General features: G+C 59.5%; 22 protein-coding genes. All 22 read right to left on the bottom strand.

Annotation, left to right across the window (positions count from 1 at the left end; translation table 11 throughout):
* Window positions 1-2,640: hypothetical protein (locus U0L91_RS03410; protein ID WP_330044827.1), on the bottom strand; the 2,640-nt coding region annotated here is incomplete at its 3' end.
* Between the two features lie 3 nt (window positions 2,641-2,643).
* A complete protein-coding gene (locus U0L91_RS03405) occupies window positions 2,644-3,192 on the bottom strand; it encodes a Gp15 family bacteriophage protein (protein WP_330044826.1) in 549 nt (182 codons plus the stop codon).
* A complete protein-coding gene (locus U0L91_RS03400; protein WP_330044825.1) occupies window positions 3,192-3,656 on the bottom strand; it encodes a hypothetical protein in 465 nt (154 codons plus the stop codon). The genes U0L91_RS03405 and U0L91_RS03400 overlap by 1 nt, the downstream gene beginning before the upstream one ends.
* A 12-nt stretch (window positions 3,657-3,668) precedes the next feature.
* A complete protein-coding gene (locus U0L91_RS03395) occupies window positions 3,669-4,196 on the bottom strand; it encodes a hypothetical protein (protein WP_330044824.1) in 528 nt (175 codons plus the stop codon).
* Between the two features lie 2 nt (window positions 4,197-4,198).
* Complete coding sequence (locus U0L91_RS03390; protein ID WP_330044823.1) at window positions 4,199-4,612, bottom strand: hypothetical protein; 414 nt, start codon at window positions 4,610-4,612, stop codon at window positions 4,199-4,201.
* Entirely contained in the window at window positions 4,609-5,064 is a 456-nt protein-coding gene (locus tag U0L91_RS03385; RefSeq protein ID WP_330044822.1) for a minor capsid protein, read from the bottom strand. Before U0L91_RS03385 ends, U0L91_RS03390 begins: the two co-directional genes overlap by 4 nt.
* Window positions 5,065-5,367 (bottom strand): DUF6751 family protein, encoded by a 303-nt coding sequence (locus tag U0L91_RS03380; RefSeq protein ID WP_330044821.1) that lies wholly within the window; start codon window positions 5,365-5,367, stop codon window positions 5,065-5,067. It lies immediately after the preceding gene.
* A 13-nt stretch (window positions 5,368-5,380) separates the two neighbouring features.
* Window positions 5,381-5,731, bottom strand: a complete 351-nt coding sequence (locus U0L91_RS03375; protein WP_330044820.1) for a hypothetical protein — start codon at window positions 5,729-5,731, stop codon at window positions 5,381-5,383.
* Window positions 5,732-5,748: 17 nt separating this feature from the next.
* The gene (locus U0L91_RS03370; RefSeq protein ID WP_330044819.1) at window positions 5,749-6,609 is read right to left on the bottom strand and encodes a hypothetical protein; all 861 of its coding nucleotides are present in this window, start codon (window positions 6,607-6,609) and stop codon (window positions 5,749-5,751) included.
* A 3-nt stretch (window positions 6,610-6,612) separates the two neighbouring features.
* A complete protein-coding gene (locus tag U0L91_RS03365) occupies window positions 6,613-7,152 on the bottom strand; it encodes a phage scaffolding protein (RefSeq protein ID WP_330044818.1) in 540 nt (179 codons plus the stop codon).
* A 211-nt stretch (window positions 7,153-7,363) separates the two neighbouring features.
* Window positions 7,364-7,546 (bottom strand): hypothetical protein, encoded by a 183-nt coding sequence (locus U0L91_RS03360; protein ID WP_330044817.1) that lies wholly within the window; start codon window positions 7,544-7,546, stop codon window positions 7,364-7,366.
* Window positions 7,547-7,556: 10 nt separating this feature from the next.
* Window positions 7,557-9,122, bottom strand: a complete 1,566-nt coding sequence (locus tag U0L91_RS03355) for a phage minor capsid protein (protein ID WP_330044816.1) — start codon at window positions 9,120-9,122, stop codon at window positions 7,557-7,559.
* On the bottom strand, window positions 9,122-10,462 hold the full coding sequence (locus U0L91_RS03350) for a phage portal protein (protein WP_330044815.1): 1,341 nt from the start codon (window positions 10,460-10,462) through the stop codon (window positions 9,122-9,124). The genes U0L91_RS03355 and U0L91_RS03350 overlap by 1 nt, the downstream gene beginning before the upstream one ends.
* A gap of 32 nt (window positions 10,463-10,494) precedes the next feature.
* Window positions 10,495-11,733 carry a PBSX family phage terminase large subunit gene (locus tag U0L91_RS03345; RefSeq protein WP_330044814.1) on the bottom strand — a complete coding sequence of 413 codons (1,239 nt, stop codon included), beginning with the start codon at window positions 11,731-11,733 and terminating at the stop codon, window positions 10,495-10,497.
* A complete protein-coding gene (locus U0L91_RS03340; RefSeq protein WP_330044813.1) occupies window positions 11,723-12,145 on the bottom strand; it encodes a terminase small subunit in 423 nt (140 codons plus the stop codon). The genes U0L91_RS03345 and U0L91_RS03340 overlap by 11 nt, the downstream gene beginning before the upstream one ends.
* Before the next feature lie 75 nt (window positions 12,146-12,220).
* Entirely contained in the window at window positions 12,221-13,696 is a 1,476-nt protein-coding gene (locus U0L91_RS03335; RefSeq protein WP_330044812.1) for a KAP family P-loop NTPase fold protein, read from the bottom strand.
* A 217-nt stretch (window positions 13,697-13,913) separates the two neighbouring features.
* Window positions 13,914-14,330 carry a hypothetical protein gene (locus U0L91_RS03330; RefSeq protein WP_330044811.1) on the bottom strand — a complete coding sequence of 139 codons (417 nt, stop codon included), beginning with the start codon at window positions 14,328-14,330 and terminating at the stop codon, window positions 13,914-13,916.
* The gene (locus U0L91_RS03325) at window positions 14,320-14,484 is read right to left on the bottom strand and encodes a hypothetical protein (RefSeq protein WP_330044810.1); all 165 of its coding nucleotides are present in this window, start codon (window positions 14,482-14,484) and stop codon (window positions 14,320-14,322) included. The genes U0L91_RS03330 and U0L91_RS03325 overlap by 11 nt, the downstream gene beginning before the upstream one ends.
* Window positions 14,481-14,654 (bottom strand): hypothetical protein, encoded by a 174-nt coding sequence (locus U0L91_RS03320; protein WP_330044809.1) that lies wholly within the window; start codon window positions 14,652-14,654, stop codon window positions 14,481-14,483. The genes U0L91_RS03325 and U0L91_RS03320 overlap by 4 nt, the downstream gene beginning before the upstream one ends.
* Before the next feature lie 18 nt (window positions 14,655-14,672).
* Window positions 14,673-15,587, bottom strand: a complete 915-nt coding sequence (locus U0L91_RS03315) for a hypothetical protein (protein WP_330044808.1) — start codon at window positions 15,585-15,587, stop codon at window positions 14,673-14,675.
* Between the two features lie 67 nt (window positions 15,588-15,654).
* Window positions 15,655-17,379, bottom strand: a complete 1,725-nt coding sequence (locus U0L91_RS03310; protein ID WP_330044807.1) for a PcfJ domain-containing protein — start codon at window positions 17,377-17,379, stop codon at window positions 15,655-15,657.
* A 13-nt stretch (window positions 17,380-17,392) separates the two neighbouring features.
* Window positions 17,393-17,740, bottom strand: coding sequence for a hypothetical protein (locus U0L91_RS03305; protein ID WP_330044806.1), 348 nt, complete (start codon window positions 17,738-17,740; stop codon window positions 17,393-17,395).
* Between the last annotated feature and the right edge of the window lie 6 nt (window positions 17,741-17,746).

The following is a 17,746-nucleotide window of genomic DNA, read 5'->3' as shown; positions in this document are numbered from 1 at the left end:
GCCGTAGACCGCGGAAAGAATTTCCCGCAGGACGGCCACCACGGCCTCAAATCCGGCCATCTGCCCGGCCTGCAGATCCTGCATGACCTCGGCAACGGCCTGCTGGATAGTCGCCAGTGGCGCCTCCACATTGGTGCCGTGGGTCTGGTCGCCGAGCACTGCCAGAAACTCCCGGTTGGCCGGAATGACGGCACCCTGTGCCAGGTAGGGGATCTGCGGGGCGGTGATGGTCGCAATATCAAATCCGAAAGAAGAACCGCCGATGCCGGGCACCCAGTCCGGCACGTCGAAAGACAGAGAGTCAACCGCGCGGATCAGCGAATTCAAAGCATTCACGACGGCTTGGATCATACGGTTCACAAAACCGATTATGCCATTGATGCAGCTCTTGATCCCGTTCTGAATACGGTCCCAGACAGCCAGCACCGTGTCGGCGATGGCCTGCCAGGCGGCCTCCCAGTCACCTTGGAAAACCGCAGTGAGGAAATCGGCCAGGCCGCGCAAAAGAACAACAGCGGCATCGATGACATCTGTCACGAGTCCCATGGCAGTTGCGACGGCCTCTGCCACAGCATGGAACACGTCGGCAAACGTCGGGCCGAAGACGGAAATCAGCCAGTTTACCAGTGGGGCCAGCACATTGTTCCAGAAGGTCAGCAGTGCATTCTGCACGCTGCCGATCAGCAAAAGAAGGTCGTCCCACAAAGGTTTTGCGTGCCGGTTCCAGAAGTCCCCCAGCAGCGCAATGACGTCGGACAGAATGGGTTCCACCACGGTGTAATACAGATTGCTGAAGATGGATTGCAGGTTCTGGAAGGCGAAGACCAGCCCATCCAAAACAGGCTGGCCGTATACGGCCCACGCACCGGAGATTCCGCTCATCATGTCTTGCCAGACGGTCAGAAGCACATCCAGCGCCGGGCGCACCAGATTGTTGATGGCATCGGTGAGGATGCCGCACACCCACACAAAGGTATTGGCGAGAATCTGCATGGCCGCCGATACCGTACCTCCCACAACGGGGGCGAATGCCTGTGAGAAGGAGTTGACTACACCGGGTACGAAAGTACCTGTCAGATACCCCAGCAAAGGCTGCAGGGCATTGGTCCACAGTCCCGATGCCGCCGCCTGAATTTCCGGCCATACAGCCAACGCCGTGGCCCTGATTTGTTCCCAGGCAGCGCTCCATGCCGCAAGGGACGGAGCAAGCGCGGCGGTAAAGGAATCCCAGAAGGCCTTCACCCGGTCCATCAGGGTAGAAAATCCCGCCCCGGTCCGGTCCACAAAATCATAATTGGGGGCAGCGGCGCCCCCGCCGCCACCCCCGCCGGGGCTGTTATCCTGCGGCGCGTCCAGACGGTTGATCTCATCGAATCCGGCCAGACTGCGGGTGGCCTTTTCCGTCTGTTTGGCGGCACTGCCAGCGGCGCTCCCGTAGCTGTTCATCGCCCTGGCGCTGCTCTTCATGGCCCCCAGGCTCTTGCCAGTGATCAGGCTGATGAATCGTGCCAGGTAGCTGATGCCGGTTGCCAGCAGGTTGTTGATATAAGCAAGACCCTTGCCCAGCGCCTGCACCAGAGGGGCCGCAGCCACGCTGGCAGCTCCCTGCAGGTTGGCCAAACTTTGGCGAAAAGCATCACTGGACTTCATGGCGCTGCCGAACCAGCCCACCATTTTGGTGAGGGCCGAGGAAATCACGTTGAATACCAGGGCACCCGCGATGATGCCAGTAAGCCGTGTGCCGAACTTTTGCATGGCGGCGGAAGCCGCTGCGATTCGATTTGCAGGTTCATACGCCTTTTCCACTGTAGTGGAGGTCCCTGTCTCATTTGCTGTGGCGCGGCGCTTTGCGGCGGCTTCTTCTCGTGCAGCGCGTTCTTCTGCAGCTTTGGCGGCCCGATTCTGTGCGGCAATCTCCTTTTGCGTGGCTTGCACTACAGCCTCAGCGTGCTTCACGGGGTCAGTTTCTATCCCCAACAGTTTGTTTTGTCTTTCTTGTGCTTTGGCAAAAGACTGAGAGATAGCAGATTCCTGTTTGGAGAAGTACTCCTGCATAGAGTAATCGGCACTTTGAAACTGCTTTGCTCTTTGCTGGGAAGCAACGGCCTTTTCGAATGTAATGCTAGCCTGCTGTGCTGCTGCCTGCTCCTGTTCTAGTTGCTGCTGAAGATTGCTGTGCTGCTGCTGAAGCTGCGCGACGGTGCTTACCTGTTTCTGATATTCGGCTTCGACATCAGCAACGGCGGCTGTCTGCTTGTCCAGTGCGGCAATCAGTTTGTCATTCTCCGCCACAAGCGAGGCATGGGAGCCCAGCACGCGGCTGGTGGCGATGTTGTTTACGTTGGTGTCGGACATGCCGGGGTATTCCTGGCGCACCTGCGCGGCCGCGGCAGATTTGGCGGTAGCGAGCTGGCTGTTTACCCCCTGGAGGGCGGTTTCGGTGGCCTGGGCTTCGGCTTTGGCTTTGGCCAGGTCGTCGGCCAGCTTGGTGCGTTTGCTGGTTGCCTGGGCAATCTGCTTGTCCAGGGCGCTGATCTGCTGGGCCGTGCTTTTGGCCTTGGCCTGCAGGGCTTTCAGGTCCGCTTCGGCACCTTTGGTGTTGACACGGGTATCAATGATGATGGAACCATCTGCGGCCATGGTTTACACCCCCAATCGTTTGAAAAATTCTTCTTCCTCACTGGTCATTTGCACCGCCATCCCGATGAGGTCAGGATTCTCGCGAGCAAAGGCCTGCTCGGATTTATCCAGCTTTTTACCCCGGGCGCGTTTGTCCCGGATGGCGACCACCTCGGCGAACAGCCCCTTGCCGATGTTGCGGAAGGCCCCCACGAATTCCCACCAGTGCAGATAGGTGCAGGCACGGCAGCTGTAACCCAGCACCTTGTCGATGGCGGGGGCGATGAGCTGCACGTCGGTGTCCCAGTGGACCAGCGCAGGGCGAGCCGGTTGGTTATCCGGCACCGGCTGGCCCAGATTGATGAAGGTCATAGCTGCCCGGAAAGCCTCCCCGGCATCGGGGAGGCGGTCAAAGGCAGGGTAGAGAATCTGCAGGCAGGCGGCTACCCGCAAGGGCGGCGGCAGTGCGGCGTCGTTCAGGGCGGTGATGGCATCCAGCACGGCACGGTAGTCGCTGCGGATGGCAAAGGTCTGGCCTTCCACCTCCACCGTGGTGGGCAGTTCCCAGCCCATCAGTCAGGCAGGGTCTGGTCTGGCGCCAGGCCGCGGGTGGTGCCCTGGTAGGGTGCTGTGTGGGTTTTAGCCCGCTGCTGTACCGCTTCCAGGCCGGACTTCATGGAAGATTCCAGCACCGGCGTCAGAGCGGTGAGCACATGCTCCAGCACGAGGGAGCCGTCTTCACAGATGCCGAAAGCGGACTGTCCGCCGAAAAATGCTTCCGATACCTTGGCACCGAAGGCGTAGTCGAACAGGGATTTGATCTTCTGGTCGGCGTCCAGCATCAGGGACAGTGTGGCGTCCTCCTCGTCGTCGGCTTCCTGCGCCGCCTGGGCCAGCTGCTGGATCTCCGGCTCGGCGGATTTCCAACGCGCAGCGATGCCGGGATCGGCGGGGTTGAAGCGCACGGTGCCGGTCACGTTGCCGTTGGCGTCCAGAATATCGTAGGTTTTCAGACCGGTGTCGATTTGCAACTGCATGGTGTATCCTCCTTATTCGGCATCGTCGGCGGTAAAGGTGGGAACGCCCTTGGTGATGGTCACGGTGCCCAGGTCGGTGTCGTTGGACAGGTAGACGGTCAGGGGCATGTCCACATAGGAAGAACCGCCCAGGCTGGTGGGCACGATGGTGCAGCCCTTGTGAAGCTCGGCGGTGAAGGGACCGGTGGCGGCGGTGCCCAGATAGCAGTGGACCACCAACACCTCAAAGTTGCCCAGCTCGCTCAGAGCCTTGCGGCGCTCGATGTCCAGGATCTTCTCGCTCAGCTTGTTGCCGCCCCGGATGGTGTTGGGGTCCAGCTCCTGGGAGGGCTTGGCCGGGGACACGGTGGTATCGGTCAGCCCCAGAACGTCGGTGGTCTGATCCACATCGTGGTTGTATTCGATGCTGGAATCCTCCACACCGCGGCCCAGAATCTCCCACTCGGGGGATTCACTGGTGGAGCCAACGTTGACAAAGGTCATCAGAAGTTTGCGGTCGGCCTTCTGGCCGTTGGTCAGATTGATAACAGGTGCTGCCATGGTTATACCTCCTCAAGATTCAGCTTGATCTGCAGCTGGTAGCGGGCGGCATTGGCGTCTGCCTGGGTGATGACGCCCGCGTTGGATGCCTGAATTTTCGTAACGGTATACCCGGATACCTCCGGGTAATCATGGACCCGCTCCTGCCCGCGGATCCATGCGGACAGACGGGCAAAGAAATCCGCCGCGCTCAGGTTGGGGGCAAGTGCCGCCCCGAAGGGCAGCTGTGCCACAAATACCAGGTCATACTCGGCCATGTCATACCCCAGCACATCGGGCTTGTGGCTCTCGCCGCCGGTGCGCAGGGTGTATTCGGTGGCTTCGGACCCCAGATAATTGGCGTTGAAGCGGTCGTGCTTGTCAATGAGCGGGCATTTCGCCCTCAGCCACTTCCGGGTGGCGTCCAGTGCGTTCACGGTCCGGCCCTCCCTCCGGCCAGGGCTGCAGCGCCCTGGATGATGTCGTCTCCACGCTCGGCCTTCATCCTCTCAAACCAGAAAGCACCCCGCTCCGGCGCGCCGTTGTAGGTCAGCTTACGGCCGGTGGGGTGCTTTTTCTTGCCGGGCACAGACCAGAATCCGGCAAGCTCTCCCGCCTCGAAAATCGGGATGTTGGGCCCGTAGACCTGGCCGTAATAGAGATACCGGGCATACGGAGCAGCATACACTACCATGCCCTGCCCGATGACCGATGCGGTGATGGCACTGTGCTTAAGCACGCCGGTGGCAAAGGGAACTTTGGGGTCACACAGGCGGATGACCTCGCTGTCGATGAACTTCTGCACCTTTCCGCCGGGCGTCAGTCCACGGGCTTCCAGGGCTTCCCGCAGGCTGTCCAGATCCAGGCGGGCATCGTATTGGATGGGCATTTATTCCGCCTCCAGATAGAGATGGGCTCCGGTCCTGCCACGGTTGTCGTGCACGGTCGTCACGGTGGCCGTCTCACTCCCGCAGCAGATCTTGTCCCCCACGGCCACAACAGGGTCACCGGCGTTTTCGGGGATGCGGCACTTGTACACGCAGCGGGCCGTCATACCGTCCTTTCCGGGGGCGGTTGTGCGGCCGCCGTACCAGCTGCATCCGCGAAAAGTCTGCACCTGCTCGGTGTCACTGTCGGTGTCCCCATCATAGCCGAGATGAGTGATGGTCACGGTTCTGTTACATCCTTGCATGGTTGTTCCTCCTTCACACAAAGGCATGCCCTGCAATCCCCAGAAGATTCACAGGAACGGTCAGATACCGGGTCAGCAGGCTGCGCAGCGCCGCGCGGGATTCTGCGGCCGGGGCGCGGGTCTCGCTGTAACCGTCGTTGGTAAAACTCTGCACGCCGTCGGCGGAAAAGTGTCCGGCATCCAGTGCGTCGATGAGGGCACACTCACAGTCACACAGGGCATCGGCCATACAGGCGGGGGCATCCCGCGACCGTCCCATCGTTTCACGATCGAGGATGTACGCTGCCTTTTTGGCCAGGATCAGATAGGCGCCCTGACTCAGTGTGCCGCCGTTTTCCTGATAAAGATCATATGTGCTGTACATAGGCGGCTCCTTTCGGCTTAGTCGGACACGCTGCGCACCGCCACCAGATTCTGGTTGGTGACACGATAGCCGGTATTCATCTCCACCTGAGCAAGAGACCCCGAAAAGCGTTCGGAGTCGATGATGCGGGCCATATCGAAGTTGGAAACGATGGACAGCGCCTCGTGATAGTACATGACGTACTGCACATTGGTCAGATCCACCGTCTGCTGGGAGCCGGTATAGTCATAGTATTTGATGCTGCCGGTGGCGCCGTTGGCCTCCACAAAGATCATGCCCAGCCATTTTCCCACGTTGCCGGTATCGGCAATGCGGTCATTCATGACCGGGGTGAAATCCTTGCCGGCGGCTTCCAGCACAATGCCGTAGAAGTCCGGGGTGCACATCACCACATTGGCGCGACCTTTCTTCTTGACAATCTCCTTGCGGGTTGCGATGAGGTCGGTCTTGACGTTGTCGGCCGTAATGGCTGTCTTGGCGGTGGCGGCAAAGCCCTCGTGTGCCAGGCAGGCGATGCCGCACTGCATCCAGCCCTCGCGGCACTCCGAAATGGCGGTGGAGAGCGCTTCCTCGCCCGCGCTGAACGCCACAGCGGCAGCCTGCACGCCGTAGAGTTTGTAGGACTGCTGGAAGTTGTTGTTCAGCTGGATGGGAACCAGCGTGTCTGCCATCTTTTTGTCGGTGAAGTCCCGGCCGGGGGTACCGGCTTCCACCGCAGAGGTGGAAACCTTGTGGACGTAGATCTGACCCGCCGGGCCGGTCTGGTACTTGTCGGTGAAGGTGACGCCGGGAACCATGACGGGGTTGTAGTAAAGATTCGGTTCGAGGATGGAAGCATACTTCTCATCCACATTGAGCTGGTCGTACTTGATGGCCATGAATTATTCTCCTTTCGGATGGTAGAAGGGGTTGTTCTTGTACTTGCTGTCCAGGAAGGACTGGCTGGAGGTGGAGGGCATCTGGCCCTTGCTGCCCACCGTGATGGTGGGGGCGGCCTTTTCCGGGGCAAAAGCGCCGGGGTCGTCCTTTTTGTAGTCGGCCAGGTAGTCATCAAATCCCAGCAGCTTGCCGTCCTGCAGGGTCAGCTTCTTGGCCTTGAGATCAGACAAGAAAGCCCGCTTGGCGCTCTCGCTGGAAAACCTGACGCCCGCTGCGGCAGTCTGGGCGGCAAAGTCCTGCTGCAGCGCGGCCACCTGTGCCTTGGCATCGTTCTCGGCTTTTTCGGCCTTGGTCCTCCAGTCGGGGTCGTAGCCCTCCAGTTTCTTGTTGGCGTCGCTCAGGTTGTTCCGGGCGGTGTCCCGCTCGGCGGTCAGGGTGGTGATCTGCTGTTTCAGGTCGTTCAGTTCGGTGCCGTTCATCGCAAACACCTTCTGTACCTGATCGTCGTTCAGCCCCAGGGCTTTGAGTTCTTCTGTTTTCATCGGTTGTTCTCCTTTCGGTTGCAGATAGCCTTGATAAGGCGGTCGGCTCCGCCAGTCTGTGCGGCTGATCAGTCCCGCCGCCGGGCAAAAGAATGGCCCGCCCCGGCCTCCTGCGGCCAGGGTGGGCATACAATGCGCCTTTGCATTCGGGTGCAAAAGCGCAAGAAAAAAGCACGGTGCGGTTTGCATCGTGCTTCTGGTATGGTGACAATCAGGTGAAAGAGTGCCAGGTGATTTTCTCGATTTGCTCCGGCGAAACGGAAAAGAACTCACAATCGTCTTTGTCGGGCAGATCGTATTCGACATAGAATTCGTCGCCGTCGCCCAGCACTTCCAGGACCGTTACCTCACGGCCGTCTTTCAAACGAACAACGTCCAGCTCTTTCGGCTGCAAGAAAATCACCTCACTTTTGTTTGTACAGATAGACACTGATGAGCCGCGGCGCCGTGCCCTCCTTCTCAATCAGCCAGCCGGTTTTCGCCGTGGCTTGCCGGCCGTTGGCACCGGTCAGGATCATCTTGACTTCATAGGGCTGACCATAGCGGGTGGCCGGTCTGGGGCGGGCTTTCCACCGGCCCAGTCCATCGCGCAGCGCGTCGGCCAGTGCAGGGGCATTTTCTTTAGTATAGCCCAGCACATCCCGGAAGGCAACCGCTTTGCCGGCGCCCTTCGGGTGGTCAAGATTCAGGGCATAGCCGGTGAGCTTTTCCTGGGGGATGACCGCCTGGGTATGGCCCGGCAGCAGATCTTCCTCCCCGGCGGCAAGGTTCTCCTTGCGGAAGGCTTCGAAGGGGTCGTTTGCCTGGGCGGTGGAGAGCGCGGCTTCCGGGTAGCGGAACCCTGCTGCGTCGGTGCGGCCGCCGTCCAGCTTGCCGTCGGTGTCCTCCAGGAACCGGCTGAGCGCCCGCCGGGCATCGCGCAGTCGGACGGATGTGGCGGCGGTGTCCGCCTTGGCAGCACGCAGGGCCACAAAGCGCCGCTTGTACTTGCGCACCCGGCGTTCCAGCGCGCGCTGCATCTGAGTGATCTCGTACCGGGTGTAGAGTTTGCCGTGGTATTCGATGGTTTTTGCGTCCAGCGCAGCGAGTCGTTCGGCGGTGTAATGGGGAACCGAAATTCCCGGAAAGAACGGGAAAAAGTTATGGCGGCAGTTCCAGCCGCACAGCCCCGGGCCGGTGCCGTAGCCGGTGGCAGTCTCGAAATCCTCATACCATATGCCTTTGTACAGGATTGCCCCGCCGATGTGATAGACCTTTCCCTGCCAGAGTGCGTGCTCGGGGCGGGCTCCCTCGTGGGCGGTGACCTCCACGAACTCACAGCCCATCTCCTCGGCCCGGGCCAGCTGCAGCTTGGCAGCTGTCTGGTTCACACCGGTGAGCACCGCGCGGCGGACAGCCACTTCCAGCGTATCCTGGTGGCCGCTGGGGTAGGTGACACCCGGCATCTGGTCGGCCAGATCTTCGACAGCGCGCCGGATGGCGGTATCGTGGTCAAAGGCGCCGCTGCTGATCTGCAGCCAGGCGGCGTCCAGGCGCTTCTCAAAGGCACCGGTCACCGTGGCGGCTGTGGTGGCGGTCAGGTTCTGCCAGGTGCCCAGCGTCTGCCGGTAGCCGGCATTCAGCAGGTTGTTGAGTGTCCCGTTCTCCTCGATGGGAGAGGGGGTGAGGCCCGCTTCCTTGTAGAGAGCGTCGTCGCTGGCCAGCGTTTCCCGGCCCGCATCCAGCAGCAAGCGGCGGATCTCCTCCTTGCTCTTGCCGCTGTACTTGGCCAGGATGGAGAGAACGCCTTTGCGCACCAGCTGGCTCTGCTCCAACCGCCAGGCCTGCCACTGAGCCGCCGGGGTCAGGGCGTCCAGGTCCCGCATCTGGGCGATACGCCGCCCCAGGTCCTGGAGGATATCGTCCTCCACCTGCTGCCACAGCTGGACCAGCGCTTCAGGCAGTTTGTCCAGATCGTCAGGAAAGAGCATCAGACATCACCAAAGTGCAGCGTGTCGGCGGCGGGCATCATCTGCCGCGCCTTTTTCTCATCCACCCCGAAATACCAGGCGGTGACCAGCTCGGGGCGCAGGTAGTTGGCCTGGGCCAGCGCCATGCGCCGCTGGAACTCCACGCCGGTATCCTCGAAGATGGAATCGCCGAAGCTGACCGCAGGCTCTACGGCACCCGCCGGGGCCAGGCTGTACAGGGTGGCGTAGACATCGAACCAGTACAGCACATCCAGCAGGCCGGTGGTCAGGCCCCGGTCCTGGATGGCCTTGATGGTGTTGTAGGTGGTGCGGTCCTCGCTGATGACCTGAGTGGCGGTCACCCGGCCGGTGCGCGGCTCAATGGCAAATGTTCCGGCGCTGAACCCCACCTGCATCTCCAGCAAGCGCAGCAGTGTTTCGATTCCTTTGCGATACGGTTCAAACCGAAGATCCGGAGTGTAATCGTCCCAGGGCTTTTCGTCGGGCATGTCGATGGTCATATAGAAGTCGCTGGCCATCTCCCGGAAAGGAATGGGCGGCTTCCCGTTCACAGGGTCCCGCATGGCGGCGGTTCGGTCCAGAATCATCCGGCGTTTGCCGGTCTCTTGCTCCCACACAAAATCCCCATAGGTGACATCCAACTGGCGCAGGGTGTCCAGGGCGTTGGCGTAGAGGCTTACCGGGTATGCGCTGGCGTCCACCGTGTTGAGCATGGGCATTCGCAGCAGTCCGAAATGGGGCCGGTCCACATTGTGGATCGTCACTTCCGGTTCCAGGGCCGACCAGCGGGGCACGTCGGTCAGGGGCACTTCCTCGCCCATCAGGCCGCCGGTTTTCAGCCGGTAGGCCTTGTTCGTGATGGTCAAAGCCTCGTCCCGCAGATCGAAGTGCTCTACCTTGACCACGGCAACGTCACCGGCGATCTTGTCAAAGTCGGTGAAGTATCCGGCGTTCAGCCGATGGTTGGGACCCCAGCGCTCGGGGAAGATGCGGCGGCGGGGAATCACTTCGGCGTAGAGGCTGCCGTTCTCCACAAAGGGCTTGACGGCAGACATGCCGCCCACCCCCGCGAGCTGCACCGCTTCGAACAGGTGGGGCATCAGGTTGGCGCTGGACTGTTGCTGAAGCCAGCCGGCCCGGGCGCTGGTGCCGGTGGAGAAAGTCATCTCACTGGTGGCCAGGGTGGCCATGTAGCCGGTCAGGCTCTGGGCCATCTTCAGACTGTGGGGCGGCTGGTCGGTCAGATAGAACAGACGGTCCCAGGCTTCCACCGCCTGTGCCATCTGCGGCGTCATATCACAGCCCAGGGCACGGGCATCACGCAGATTCAGCAGTTTCATGACCGCTCCTCTCAATGTTTCCAAAATACTCATCATGTACCCTTGCGCTTCCAGATGCACTCGGTGGCGTAACGCACCGCGTCAATGTGGTGGTTGTTCAGATCAGGATAGCCGGGAAGCACCTCGCCGGTGCGGGTGTCCCGCTCGTACTCATACTCGGAAAATTCCCGGGCGGTGTCGGGACAGACCGCCGGGTCTATGACGATGGCGGCCAGGCCCTGCAGCCATTTCATGCTGTAGTTCACGCTGCCGGGGCCCTTCTGCGCGGCTTTGCAACCCAGACCAAAGGCGCGGTAGTCGCCCACGCTCTTGGGCTCGGCAGAATCGGCCGTGATCAGGTCGGCGCCGGTCAGGCCCCGCTCTTGCAGCAGGGTGGCGGTGTCCCGGTTGGAGGTGCGCCGCCGGGTCAGCTCGTCGAGAACGTAGAGTGTCCGCCGGGCGGCATCATAGTGCACGGCGTTGTAGGCCCAGGGGTCGGGGTACCAGCCCCAGTCCACCCCGTGGAGGGACCGGTCAAAGCCGGCGCGCAGCGCGTCGGGGATGGCCTCCAGGCGCAGGTTTTCAAATACCGCTGTGCCGCTGCCCACGACCTCGCCGCCGTATTCGTGGCGGTAGGCCACCGGGTTGGTGGCCTGCAGGTGCTCAGCGTCCGCCAAAAAGCGCGGCCCCAGCCATTGGGCCGGGGTCGTCTGATAGGTGGAGTGATGCACCAGCTTTCCGGGGCGCTGCTCCAGGGCGTAGCGGTTGGCCCAGCTGCGCGCCGAGGCGGGTGGGTTGAAGCTCTTGAAGGTCAGCGCGTAGGGACCGCCGCGCAGGCAGCTCTGTTCTACGTTGCGCACCTGCTCCGGACCGTCAAACTGGTCCAGCTCCTCAAACCACAAAAGGCCGATGTACCCGAAGGGTACTTTCAGGGATTTCAGCTTGCCGGGATCGTCCATGCCGAAGAAGAGGATCTTCTGCCCGGTGGGGCGGTAGATGCACTCCATGGGGCTGACGGTACATTTGAACCGGCTGCCAAGACCCAGGGCTGCAATGGCCCAGCAGATCTGCGCATAGACACTGGTGCGCAGCGTCTTGTCTACCTTGCGCAGCACGATGGCGTGGCACTGAGGATGGAGCAGCAGCTGCAGGATCAGCTCCAGGCTGATGTAGCTGGATTTGGTGGAGCCGCGGCCTCCCTTGGCCAGCAGCTCGGTTACCTTGCCGGCCTTGATCTGGCGGTGGACCTCAAAGAAAGCAGGGGAGATCAGCTCGGACAGTTTACAGGTCATCCAGGATCTTTACCTCCCCTTCTTCGGCCGGCGGGGCCTTATCATTCCAGCCGAAATTGCACCGCAGACTGAACTGGGCGCCGGTTGTGCCGTCCCGGTCATACAGGCGCTCTTCGGCATAGGCTTCGCACCGGGCTTTCGCGCGCGTTATCGTGTCCACAAATTTTGCTTTTGCTTGGTAATTGAGCAATGCCTGCCGCCCTGAAAGCCCAAGCGCCAGGGCCAGACCGGTGACGGTGGGCGGATGCGCGCCGACAATCACCGGGTCTCCGTGCTTGTCGATCACAGCTTTGCCGTCATCATCCAGCAGCGGTGTTCCCTCACAGGCGGTGAAGTAGGCGTCAATCTTGGACTGCATCTCTTCCACCGTCTTGTACTTCGGCGGACGGCCCGCCTTCCTTTTCGACGCCATTGTTCGCCACCTTTCAGAAAATGGATTAAAAATGGGAATAAAAATGCCCGCCGCCGGGTGGCGGTGGGCAAAAGGTTAGTGGATGTCAGGGAGGAAGTTGAACATTTCCATCTGACGGAAGAGAAACTGACCCGGGGTCAAGTCTTTGATTTCATCCCAATGAAGCAAATCTTCGGTAAATAGAATTCCTGACAAACTTAAATCCATCCTAAAGTCCATATCTACGATTCTAGAGAATTCTCCGTTTTTCCACAAGATCTTGATCTTGTTTGTTCCATTGTTTGGCTCAACTGAATAGATGATTCTTCCAGAATCCTTCCTGGTGCTCTCCATGGAAAGCTCCGATAACTCAGAGCATTTGAAGGGTTTGTTTTTTTGCACAAGCCCTAACGCGGTACGGACACAAAAGTTGTTTTGTTTGTTGTCCGAAAAGAGAAACTCGTGCAGGAGTTTCTCTACAGACCCCTTCGATAAATTTGCAAACGATGAGGGGTCTTTGTATTTCCAACAAAGCAAAGTCCAATACAGAAGATAAGCCTGTCTGTTTTTATAGGAGGAGAGGAAGTTGTTCATCATCAGTTGATAGACTTTTCCGATGGTTTCAATATTACGAGGGCTCAACTGAAATTTAGATGAAACACTAAATAGATCCTGTTTTATCAGTTCCTTCTCATCAATATTTCTTGTAGAATCGATAAGTTTCCCTATCATTGCGTCAGTGCTTGCTTCTGACAGTCTGGAATAATAGCTAAAAAATCTCATCAGGTAGCCGGTGGCATCAGTATCCGGGCCATACACCTGTTTTACGGCGGCCCCCAGCTGCTGGACATCCAAAGCGAATAGATAGACCACATTGGGAACATCCATGACGTGCTTTACGATTTCCAGGGTCTCGATGGCAAAGGTTGGGCGACAACGGTCCAACTCGTCGATGATGATGACCAATTTGACCGTTTTGGAAGAATCTTTTGGAGCGTTTTCTGCCAAAACTTTCTCCATGGCATCCTGGACTGTTTGGATGCTCACTTTATAAGCGCTGTATTTTGGGGTGATTATCGTAGGCTTTTGAGAAGTTGCGGCTCCTGCAGCACTCATGGCTGCTTCCAACGCTTTTATCATTTCAGGAGAATCAAAATAGTCATCCAATCGTTTTTTGGCAAAAGCCAAAGCAAGATGCTTCAGAGCATCTCTAAACTTTTTTCCGGCACTTCCTTCCGTTTGATCCGCAAGGGGAGAGGCAAACAACGGATGAGAAAAGACCGCATCGGCAAAAGGCTCAAAGGCATTGTCCCAGAAGTCGTTTTCCCAGGCATTGTAATGCACCACACAGAGCTGATCTTGGCAGTCTTTCTCCAGCATGGACTCGAACTTTTCAAGAAAAACGCTCTTGCCGGTACCCCAGGGAGAATCCAGAGCGATAGTGTAGGCTTTTATGTCGTCATCCCGGTGGTAGTTGTCACAATTCAGGATGAGTTCTTTCAAAAAATCCGCGTAGTCCTCGCGGTGGAACAGGTCATCATCAGCAAAAGTGCGTTTCTTTTCCTCTGGCACGGTACTCACCTCGACTTGATTCTAGCAAATCAAGGTGATATTGACAAGTTTTTCCTGCGGAGACACAGCAAACGGCAATAAAAATCCCGGCAGCGCAGAGGACGGAGCGTTTGGGTCACAAATGGGCGGGGCTCTCCTTGCCTGCCGGGCAACACAAAAGCCGCAAGGCGGTTTCCCGTTCCTTACGGCTTTTGATGGTACCATCTTACCTCACATGTTAGTGGCTTTCAATGGTCAAAATCTCTACGGTCCTTTTGTGTCTCCGATAAACCCAGCGCAGTTCGATTTTCATCTCCACCGCAATGTACTCCCAGCGCTGCCCCAGAAGATACCGCCGGCGCAGGATCTCATGGTCCCGGGGGTTGGAGATCTGATTCAGGGCTGCCACCACCTCCCTGCGGATGGCGCCGCACTGGTTGATCTGGGCCTGCAGTTCCTGCTGCGCCTTGACGATCCCCTCTACGGCGCGGGGCAGCTTGCTCCCATCCTCTGTCCCGCCGGGCATTCCGGACAACAGCGGCGTCACCCGCGCCGCCTCGCTGCGCAATCGCTCCACTTCCTCGGCCAGTTCTTTCTCTCGCCGCAGGCTATCCTGATATCGTCGCAGCCAGCGGACTTTTTCGTCATAGGTCATCGGGGTCGCCTCCGTGGGTATGATCCATGTACAATTCGATTTCGAGGTACTCTTCCCGGGCGGCCTCGGTTCCCCGAACGATTCCCAGTGCATAGGCACCGGCGATCAGTGCCGCCAGGAGAATGGTTCCGAATACGCTTGCCACAATCGTCACGCTTTCTCACCTGCTTCCACCCGCTCCACGCGGACATGATACACGATGGCTGCGGTCCGGATCTTGAGGATTCTTTCCACCGCCGCTTTCAAAGTCTGACACCGGAAGATCTTCCAGTGGATCTTCCAGTCGGCAAAGGACCGATACGACACAAATACTTGATAGCTCACGCCTGCTTTTCTCCTTTCTCATCTTTCCGCCTGATCTGCCAGAGCATGCAGTGCACCGGCAAGGGCGGATCGCAGTCTGGCTGCTTCATCAGCATGACCGGCGTCGGTCATGGCTTCCATCAGATCCATCATTTTCTGGGCTGCGTCCTGCAGCTGCTCAAACAGAAGAGCAGCACGGATACTGTCCTCGCTGGAATCCGGATTCAACTTTCTGGCATTCGTCTCGGCACGGATCCGGGCATCGTCGGCATCCCGCCGGGCCCGTTCCAGGGCTTCTTCATCCTGTTTTTCCTGCCGGCGGCGTGCCTCCTCCGCAGCATCCCGCCGGGCTGCGTCGATCTTGGCAGTCAGCGCATTATGCTGCGTGCGAAGAGCGCTCTCCAGTTCCTGCCGGTGGGCATCTGCTACCTCTTCCTTGACCTGTTCCAGCATCTCGGCGCGCAGAGCATCCACATCCACTTTCTCGGCCCGGTCTTCCACCGGTGCATTGGACTGAAGCAGTGACAGCTGCTCGGCCAGGCCATTTTTCTCTTCGATGAGGGTTTTCAGGTCCTTCACGGTGATGCCGGCCAGTTCTCCGGCCACTTTCTGCTGATCTGCCGGGCCGAGCCTGGCCAGGAGAGCCAGTTTTGTCACACCGGCGGCTGCGTTCTCCTCCACCAGGCGGGCGGGTACGTTCTCCACCACGGTTATGTAGTTATAGGCCTGACGCTGCCGGATGCCAACGGCCTGCTCGGTGTAGTCTGAAAAGGTCTCGAATCCCAGCCGCTTATAGCCTCCGGTATCCCGCATTTGTTTGAGCTTGCGGCCCAGGTCCAGCAGGCTGTTGGCGGCAGCCTGTGCGGCGGCCATGATCTCATAGTGCAGGCCCATGGCCTGGGCCTGTTCGGGGGTGCCGTCCGGAATCAGGGACAGCTGCTGCATTTCGTTCATGATGTTGCCTCCTTATGGCGGCGGGAACGGCCCGCCGGGTGGTTGCAGTCAAATGCAAAGGAGCGTTTTACGCGGCGCTGACAGCGGTTTGCGGTTTCGGCCTCTTTTTCGGTTTGGGAAGGGTCCATTTGTCCAGGACTTCCCGTTTCCAGAGGTCTACGAAATCCTGCACGGCCTTTGGAATGTGCAGCGTCTGGCCGTGGGCATACTCGTTGCCGTAGCCGTGGTTCTGGATGATCTTTTTCTCCTTGACATCCACATTCAGGGTAAACCAGCTGCGCTCCGGGCGGCGGGTGTGGCGGATAAAGAGGATGATCTGACCGTTGGCGTGCGCTGGCCCGTAGCCGCCCACACAGTGGTGCAGCGTCTTGCCCTCCTGCACCAGTTCGTCCACCGTTTCCGCCGGGCGGATGCAGATACCGTCATGTTCCCAGGCAAGGCCCCGGCAGCGCTCCGTCATGGCGGCAAAGCGCGCGTTCAGCGGTGCGTTGTGCTGGTATTCGACCTGGGTGGCCAGCCGGTCATGGGCGGCACGCAGATGGGGCGGCCAGCGGATCACTTCGTCCTGCAGGTCCAGCTCCAGCTGATCGGCCATACTCCAGTAGTCCAGCAGGAGGTTGGGCCGCTCTTCCTGTCTTTTCAGGTACCGCACCGTTTTGCCCAGCGGTGCGCCTGACTGATGCAGCCGCTCCACAAAGTAGAGTTGCAGCTCTTGCACGGCCAGGGTAAAGTCTTCCAGCGTGGTATCTTCTCGGAGGGTGAGATACAGGCGCAGCTTTTTGAGATCCCACTGCTGCCGGGCCACCTGGCGAAGTTCCGCCCGGTTCAGGCCCAGGATCTTGGCGGGTTTGCATTCCTTCCAGTTCATCCAGGACAGTTTGGGGGTCACCATCTTAATGCCGCTGTAGCTCATGGAGCTTCGCTCGCACTCCGCCTCAAATGCCTGCCCCAGCAGGCGGCCCAGCCCGGTTGTGATGAGATTCTCCACCGCCGGGTGACGCTGGTAAAAGCGCAGGTAGGCCACCGGGTAGAATACGCCCTTCCGGTACGCCTGCTCGGCATACTCCCACAGCTTGGCGTTCTCCAGCTCGGTGCCGTCCAGGCTGGGAAGTTCTCCGGTATAGAACACCGGATCGCCCAGGCTGTCGATCTTCCGTTTGGGCTGCTGCCAGGTTTCCAGCTCGTAGTAGCGCCCCATCATGCCGAGACGCCATTTTACCAGCCGGTGCAGCTTGCCGCCGTCGAAGATATAGGCGCAGAACGGGTCGGAAAACCAGTCTTCCTCCAGCCGGGCGCTGAAATGCCGGGCAATCCGCCACTGTGTCAGCACCAGCCGGTTCCTTTTCACCGTCGGCACCACCACGAAGTGCTCCTCGGTCTGGCCGTACCGCAGGGAGGATGTACTGCGCAGGCGCACCTGTGCGCCGCAGCTGGGACAGAGCAGCTCCTCGCCGTCCCCGAACCGGGTGTTGTCCATGTAGCAGTCCAGCATCCGGACGCCGGAAGAGACACCATATCCGTGGCAGGCTTTGCCGGGTATGTAGTCTGCCAGCATATACCGCTGACACTCGGTGCAGTACAGCAGGGCCGGACGATGCTTTTCGGTGCCGTCGTCGCAACGCAGGTCGGCAAAGAAGTCATAGTGGCAGGTGTAGGCGTCTGCTTCCTCCCGGCTGATCTGTTTGTATTTCAGGATGCCGCTGGACCAGAAGTGCTCAAAATGTTTGAGCCAGGACACGAGGCCTCTGGGCGGGGCGGTGGGAATCAGCCTGGCGTAGTCTTGTGTTTCCATGAGGACTGCCTCCTCAGAGAAAATCCGCCAAGCGGATGGTCTTGCGTTTTGGCGCACCGGTAGGGACCGACGGGGCTTCCGGCAGACCATAAAATGCCCGGATGATGCGGTCGGCATCCAGCGGTCCGCAGAAACCTACGCTGCCCTGGCGGTGATCCTTGGCGAAGGCGGCAATCTTCTTTTCACAGTCGGCCAGGCTCATGCCGGTCTGGTCCAGGTCGTTGGCTACCAGCCCGGCGGTCTCCGGCTGGGTGCGCAGAATATCCTTCAGCTGCTCACCTACACACCAGGGGGCAGAGCCTTGCTTGTGCGTGGCTTGCTGGGCGGTGATCTTGTCCAGCGCCGCTTGCAGATGGGTCATATTGAT

The sequence above is a fragment of the Gemmiger sp. genome (genome assembly GCF_036306485.1).
In the GTDB taxonomy this organism is placed as follows: Bacteria; Bacillota; Clostridia; order Oscillospirales; family Ruminococcaceae; genus Gemmiger.
This window is presented reverse-complemented; position numbering and strand designations above follow the sequence as displayed.